Here is a 6,494-nt window from a genome sequence, read left to right on the forward strand (position 1 = left end):
GCCATGGCGATCGTCTCGCGCGGATTCCACGGCCGGCGCCCGGCCCCCGGCCGGGATCTGCCGCCCGGGCAGTACGAGGTCCACGACTTCCCCGTCCTCTCCGCCGGTCCCACACCGCGCGTGACGCACGAGGACTGGGAGTTCACCCTCAGGACCGAGACGGGCGCCGAGCACACCTGGGACTGGGCCCGCCTGATGGCGATGCCCGGCGAGACACCGACGGTGGACCTGCACTGTGTGACGAAGTGGTCGAAGTTCGGCACGCGGTGGGAGGGCGTCTCGCTCGACCTGCTGTTGGAGGACGTGGAGTCGGCGGCCGAGTTCGCCCTCGTCCACTCCTACGGCGGCTACACGACCGACCTCCCGCTGGAGGACCTTCTCGACGGCAAGGCGTGGATCGTCCACCGTTACGACGGTGAGGAACTGGCTCCCGAGCACGGCGGCCCCGCGCGGCTGCTGGTGCCGCACCTGTATCTGTGGAAGTCCGCGAAGTGGGTGCGCGGGATCGATCTGCTGCTCGACGACGAGCCCGGCTTCTGGGAGGGCCTGGGCTATCACTCCTACGGTGACCCGTGGCGCGAGCAGCGGTACCAGGGCGACTAGGAGGTGTCGTCCCCCGACGGCTCCGCTGGCTGGTGGCGGAGCTGGTCGGCGGGCGCGCCGAGTCGCGGACGGCCCGGACGCTGGTGTTCGACGTGCCCGGCTGGCCGGGGCATCTGGCGGGCCAGCACGTCGACGTACGGCTGACGGCCGAGGACGGGTACAGCACGCAGCGCAGCTACTCGGTGGCGTCCGCTCCCGACGGTGAGCGTGTCGAGCTCACGGTCCAGCGGGTCCCGGACGGTGAGGTGTCGCCGTATCTGATGGACGGGCTGGAGCCCGGCGACCGGGTGGAGCTGCGTGGTCCGGTGGGCGGCTGGTTCGTCTGGCGGCCGGAGCAGCGCGAGCCGGTGCTGCTGGTGGCAGGCGGCTCCGGGCTGGTGCCGCTGATGTCGATGGTGCGGGTGCGCGGCGCCGTGGACGGGCGGGCGCCGTTCCGGTTGCTCTACTCGGTGCGCGAACCGGACGATCGGCTGTACGCGCCCGAACTGCGTCGCGGGGCACCCGGCCTCGACACGGCGTATCTCTACACGCGCACCGCCCCGCCCGGACACCCCAGGCCGGTCGGGCGGTTGAGCGAGGACGACCTGGTCCGTTCGGGCTGGCCGGCCGATGTCGGGCCGACGTGTTACGTGTGCGGGCCGACCGGCTTCGTGGAGTCGGCCGCGTCGCTGCTCACCGGGCTCGGCCACGCCCCCGACCGGATCAGGACCGAACGCTTCGGCCCCAGTGGAGGTTGAGATGAACGCCGACGGGACTCGCGATCAGGCGGACGAGAGGCAGGAGAGGGGCGAGGCGTACGCCGACGGCAACGCGCTGGGCGGCCCGCTCTCCGAGATCTTCGCGGTCGATCTGACCGCCGCTGTCGGCCGCTGTGCCGGGTGCGGCGCGACGGGTCCGGTGGCCCGGCTGCGCGTGTACGACCGGGCACCGGGTCTGGTGGCCCGGTGCCCGGACTGCGGGCGGGTGGTGCTGCGGCTGGTCCGGGGGCCGGAGACGGCGTGGCTCGACCTCCAGGGGGCCGCCTCGCTCGCCATCCCCCTCGGCCCGCCGTCCTGACTGTCCCGGCAACGCTGTTGACGTCCCGTCAGAAACCGGTCAGGCACCCACCCTGCGTTTGTTCCAGACGTCGAACCCGACGGCGGCCAGCAGCACCAGGCCCTTGATGACCTGCTGGTAGTCGGTGCCGATGCCGACCAGGGACATGCCGTTGTTGAGGACACCGAGGACCAGTCCGCCGATGATCGCGCCGAGCACCGTGCCGACACCGCCGCTCATCGACGCGCCGCCGATGAACGCGGCCGCGATGGCCTCCAGTTCGAAGTTGACGCCGGCCTGCGGGACGCCCGCGTTGAGGCGCGCCGCGTAGACGATCCCGGCCAGCGCGGCCAGCACGCCCATGTTGACGAAGACCAGGAAGGTGACGCGCCGGTCCTTGACCCCGGAGAGTTTCGCCGCCGCGCGGTTGCCGCCCAGCGCGTACACATGGCGGCCGACGACCGCGTTGCGCATCACGTAGCCGAAGCCGATGAGGAGCGCGGCGAGCAGCAGCAGGACGACCGGGACGCCGCGGTAGCTCGCGAGGGTCATGGTGAAGGCGAGGACCGCCGCGGCGAGCGCCACGCACTTGGTGACGAAGAGGTTGCGGGGCAGGACCTCCAGCTCGTACTCCTTCTGGCGGCGGCGGTCGCGGACCTCCTGGACGAGCGCGAAGGCGAGCAGTGCCAGCCCCAACAGCAGTGTCAGGTTGTGGTAGTTGGTGACCGGTCCGATCTCCGGGAGGTATCCGGTGGAGATCTTCTGGAAGCCCTCGGGGAACGGGCCGAGCGAGCGCGAGCCGAGGAAGATCTGTGTGCCGCCGCGGAAGAGCAGCATCCCGGCGAGTGTGACGATGAACGACGGGATGCCGACGTACGCGATCCAGAAGCCCTGCCAGGCGCCCGCCACCGCGCCGATGGCGAGGCCGAGCACGAGGGCGAGCACCCAGGGGATGTCGTGTTCGACCATCATCACGGCGCAGGCGGCCGAGACGAAGGCGGCCAGGGAACCGACGGAGAGGTCGATGTGGCCGGCGATGATGACGATCATCATGCCGATGCCCAGCACGAGGATGTAGCTGTTCTGGAGGACCAGATTGGTGACGTTGTTGGGCTTGAGGAGTACGCCGTCGGTCCATATCTGGAACAGCACGACGATCAGCGCGAGCGCGATGAGCATGCCGTACTGGCGCATGTTGCGCCGGGCCGCGTCCAGCAGCAGATCTCGCGTCGCCGAGGAGCGCGGGCGCGCGGGCTTCGGCTGATCGCCCTGGGACTTGGAGAGGTCGGTGGTGGCCGGACCCATGTCTGCTACCTCGTGTTCCTGGTCATGTGGCGCATGAGCACTTCCTGGGTCGCCTCCGCGCGCGGGATCTCACCGGTGAGCCGGCCCGCGGCCATCGTGTAGACGCGGTCGCACATCCCCAGCAGCTCCGGGAGTTCGGAGGAGATGAAGACGACGGCCTTGCCCTGGGCGGCGAGCCGGTCGATGACGGTGTAGATCTCGTACTTGGCGCCGACGTCGATCCCGCGCGTGGGCTCGTCGAGCAGGAGCACGTCGGGCCCGGCGAAGATCCACTTGCTGAGGACGACCTTCTGCTGGTTGCCGCCCGAGAGCCGGCCCGCCTGTTCGAAGACGGTCGGTGCCTTGATGTTCATGCTCGTGCGGTAGGACTCGGCGACGCGGGTCTCCTCGTGCTCGTCCACGATCCCGCGCCGCGCGACCTTCGGCAGGGCGCTCAGGCTGATGTTGCGGCCGATGGTGTCGATGAGGTTGAGCCCGTACTGCTTGCGGTCCTCGGTGACGTACGCGATGCCGTGTGCCACCGCCTGGGGCACGGTCCTCGTGACGATCTCCCGGCCGTCCTTGAGGACGGTCCCGCTGATGTTGCGGCCGTAGGAGCGTCCGAAGACGCTCATGGCGAGTTCGGTGCGGCCGGCGCCCATCAGACCGGCGATGCCGACGATCTCGCCGCGCCGGACATGGATGGAGACGTTGTCGACGACCTTGCGCTGCTGGTCGATCGGGTGGTGCACGGTCCAGTCGCGGATCTCCAGTGCGGGCCGCGCCCCGGGGTCCCCGTCGTGCGGGGTGCGTTCGGGGAAGCGGTGGTCGAGGTCGCGGCCCACCATGCCGCGGATGATGCGGTCCTCGGTGGTCGACTCGGCCCGCACGTCGAGGGTTTCGATGGTGCGGCCGTCACGGAGGATGGTGACGGAGTCGGCGACCTCGGCGATCTCGTTGAGCTTGTGCGAGATGATGATGGAGGTGATGCCCTGCGCCTGCAACTCCTTTATCAGCCGCAGGAGTTGTGCGCTGTCCCCGTCGTTGAGCGCGGCGGTCGGCTCGTCGAGGATGAGCAGCTTCACCTCTTTGGCGAGTGCCTTCGCGATCTCCACCAGCTGCTGTTTGCCCACGCCGATGTCGGCGACGCGGGTCTGCGGGTGCTCGGCGAGTCCCACCCTCCTCAGCAGCGCGGCGGCGTGCTTCAGGGTCTCGTTCCAGCTGATGATCCCGTGTCTCGCGTGTTCGTTGCCGAGGAAGATGTTCTCCGCGATCGACAAGTACGGTACGAGGGCCAGCTCCTGATGGATGATCACGATGCCGCGCGCCTCGCTGGCGCCGATGTCCTTGAAGGCGCACGGGGAGCCCTGGAAGAGGATCTCGCCCCCGTAACTGCCGTGCGGATGGACCCCGCTGAGGACTTTCATCAGCGTGGACTTGCCCGCGCCGTTCTCGCCGCAGATGGCGTGCACCTCCCCCGGGGCGACGTTGAGGGTGACGTCGGAGAGCGCCTTGACCCCGGGGAAGGTCTTGACGATGGAGCGCATCTCCAGGACGGGTGCGGTCACTTCAGGTCACTCGCCTTGATGTAGCCGGAGTCGACGAGAACGGACTGGTAGTTGGCCTTGTCGACGCTGACCGGGTCCAGCAGGTAGGAGGGGACGACCTTCTTCTCGTTGTCGTACGTCTTCTCGTCGTTGACCTCGGGCTTCTTGTCGTTGAGTACCGCGTCGGCCATCTGCGCGGCCTGCTTGGCCAGCGCCCGGAAGTCCTTGAAGACTGTCTGTGTCTGCCGTCCGGCGACGATCGACTTGACCGAGGCGACCTCGGCGTCCTGGCCGGTGACGATCGGGTACGGCTTGGCGGCTGTGCCGTAGCCGTCGGACTTCAGGGCCGAGAGGATGCCGATGGAGATCCCGTCGTAGGGCGAGAGCACGGCGTCCACGTCCTGTGAGCCGTACGACTTGGTCAGCAGGTCGTCCATCCGCCGCTGCGCGGTGCCGCCGTCCCAGCGCAGGGTGGTGATCTGGTCGAGCTGTGTCTGGCCGCTCTTCACGACGATCTTCTTGTCGTCGATGTACGGCTTGAGGATCTTCCAGGCGCCCTGGAAGAAGTAGCGGGTGTTGTTGTCGTCCGGCGAACCGGCGAACAGTTCGACGTTGAACGGGCCTTCGTCGCCTCCGCCGTCCTTCAGACCGAGCTTGTCGACGATGTACGTCGCCTGGAGGACACCGACCCTCTCGTTGTCGAACGAGGCGTAGTAGTCGACGTTCGGGGTGCCGAGGATGAGCCGGTCGTAGGAGATGACCTTGATGCCCTGGTCGGCGGCCTGGCCGAGGACGTCGCCGAGGGCCCGGCCGTCGATGGAGGCGACGACGAGGACGTCGACCCCCTTGGTGATCATGTTCTCGATCTGGGAGACCTGCTGGTCGACGTCGTCCTCGCCGTACTGGAGGTCGGTCTTGTAGCCGAGCTTCTTGAACTCGGCGACCATGTTGCGGCCGTCGGCGATCCAGCGTTCGGAGGATTTGGTCGGCATCGCGATGCCGACGGTGGAGCCCTTGCCGCCCTTCTTCTCCTCCTTGCTCCCGCCCTCACCGCTCTGGCCGCAGGCGGTCAGCGCGAGGGCGAGCGAGGTGACGACGACGGTGAGTGCGGCGCGGCTGGTGCGCATGGTCATCAGTCCTTGTCCTTAAGGAAGCGGGAATCGGTTGAGCGGTCCGGGGTGGCGGGAGCCGAGCGGTGACATGCCGCCGCCGGCGCCGTGCCGGGCGAGCAGATCGAGGACGAGCCGGCCGCGCCGTACGCGTTCGCGGGCGGTGGCCAGGGTGATCTCGCGCAGATGGGCGCCGTACGGGTAGATGCCGGGCGCCTTGGAGAGGCCGAACTTCAGATACAGGGGCGCGCCACGGCGGATCAGTTCGGCGGTCTCGTACATCCGGACGTAGCCGCCGAGGTCGTCGGGTGCCTCGATGTAGAGGTCCATCGGGGCGCGGCTGGCGCGGCGGATCTCGGTGAAGTGGGCGAGCGCGAGGTCGGAGGGGATGTTCAGCGAGTCGGCGCCGAGGCGTTCGTAGACCGCGTACGAGGCGGGGTTGACCGGTCCGATGAGCGCCGAGACCTTGAGGGTGGTGTCGGCGGGCAGAAGGCCTCGGGCCCGGAGCCGGTGCAGCGCCCAGAGGACGCCCTCGTCGGCGACGAGGAGGCACTTGACGCCCAACTCGGCGGCGCGCAGGGCGTCTTCGACACAGCCGGCGACGGCGTCGTGGCCACGGGCGCGCAGACCTCCGCCGCCTGAGTCGGTACGGGTGGCGCCGCCGATGTCCCACGTGCCGCGCGGACCGGTGAACAGGCAGAGCTCGATGTCCCGTGCCGCGCAGGCGCCGGCCATCTCGGTGATCTCGTCGTCGGTGAGCATCCAGACGCCGCTGCCCTGGCTGATCCGGTGGATCGGCACATCGAGGCGGGAGGACTCCTTGAGGACTTCCGCGAGGGCTTCGGGGCCTTCGACGGAGGGGATCTCGGTACGCCAGGTACCGCCGTCGGGGAACGTGTGCGGGGAGGCGTCGGCG

The 6,494-nt window shown here is 69.1% G+C and carries 7 protein-coding genes; 3 read left to right on the plus strand and 4 right to left on the minus strand.

Annotation, left to right across the window (positions count from 1 at the left end; translation table 11 throughout):
- Positions 1-3: 3 nt before the first annotated feature.
- From GXP76_RS04590 to GXP76_RS04600, 3 genes are read left to right on the plus strand one after another with little or no spacing between them, the layout of a single operon-like run.
- Entirely contained in the window at positions 4-603 is a 600-nt protein-coding gene (locus GXP76_RS04590) for a sulfite oxidase-like oxidoreductase (RefSeq protein ID WP_242570107.1), read from the plus strand.
- Entirely contained in the window at positions 573-1,340 is a 768-nt protein-coding gene (locus GXP76_RS04595) for a ferredoxin reductase (RefSeq protein WP_242570108.1), read from the plus strand. The genes GXP76_RS04590 and GXP76_RS04595 overlap by 31 nt, the downstream gene beginning before the upstream one ends.
- Before the next feature lies 1 nt (position 1,341).
- Positions 1,342-1,659 (plus strand): DUF6510 family protein, encoded by a 318-nt coding sequence (locus GXP76_RS04600; protein WP_242570109.1) that lies wholly within the window; start codon positions 1,342-1,344, stop codon positions 1,657-1,659.
- A 39-nt stretch (positions 1,660-1,698) separates the two neighbouring features.
- On the opposite strand, the gene mmsB is transcribed toward GXP76_RS04600, so the two are convergent.
- The 4 genes from mmsB to GXP76_RS04620 all read right to left on the minus strand — a co-directional run.
- The gene (gene mmsB, locus GXP76_RS04605) at positions 1,699-2,943 is read right to left on the minus strand and encodes a multiple monosaccharide ABC transporter permease (RefSeq protein ID WP_242570110.1); all 1,245 of its coding nucleotides are present in this window, start codon (positions 2,941-2,943) and stop codon (positions 1,699-1,701) included.
- A gap of 5 nt (positions 2,944-2,948) precedes the next feature.
- Positions 2,949-4,490, minus strand: coding sequence for a multiple monosaccharide ABC transporter ATP-binding protein (gene mmsA / locus GXP76_RS04610; protein ID WP_242570111.1), 1,542 nt, complete (start codon positions 4,488-4,490; stop codon positions 2,949-2,951).
- Positions 4,487-5,596 (minus strand): multiple monosaccharide ABC transporter substrate-binding protein, encoded by a 1,110-nt coding sequence (gene chvE, locus GXP76_RS04615; RefSeq protein WP_374359817.1) that lies wholly within the window; start codon positions 5,594-5,596, stop codon positions 4,487-4,489. The genes mmsA and chvE overlap by 4 nt, the downstream gene beginning before the upstream one ends.
- Before the next feature lie 18 nt (positions 5,597-5,614).
- Positions 5,615-6,494: hypothetical protein (locus GXP76_RS04620; protein WP_242570113.1), on the minus strand; the 880-nt coding region annotated here is incomplete at its 5' end.

Origin of the sequence: Streptomyces sp. NP-1717 (assembly GCF_022695985.1) — a bacterium.
Classification (GTDB): domain Bacteria; phylum Actinomycetota; class Actinomycetes; order Streptomycetales; family Streptomycetaceae; genus Streptomyces.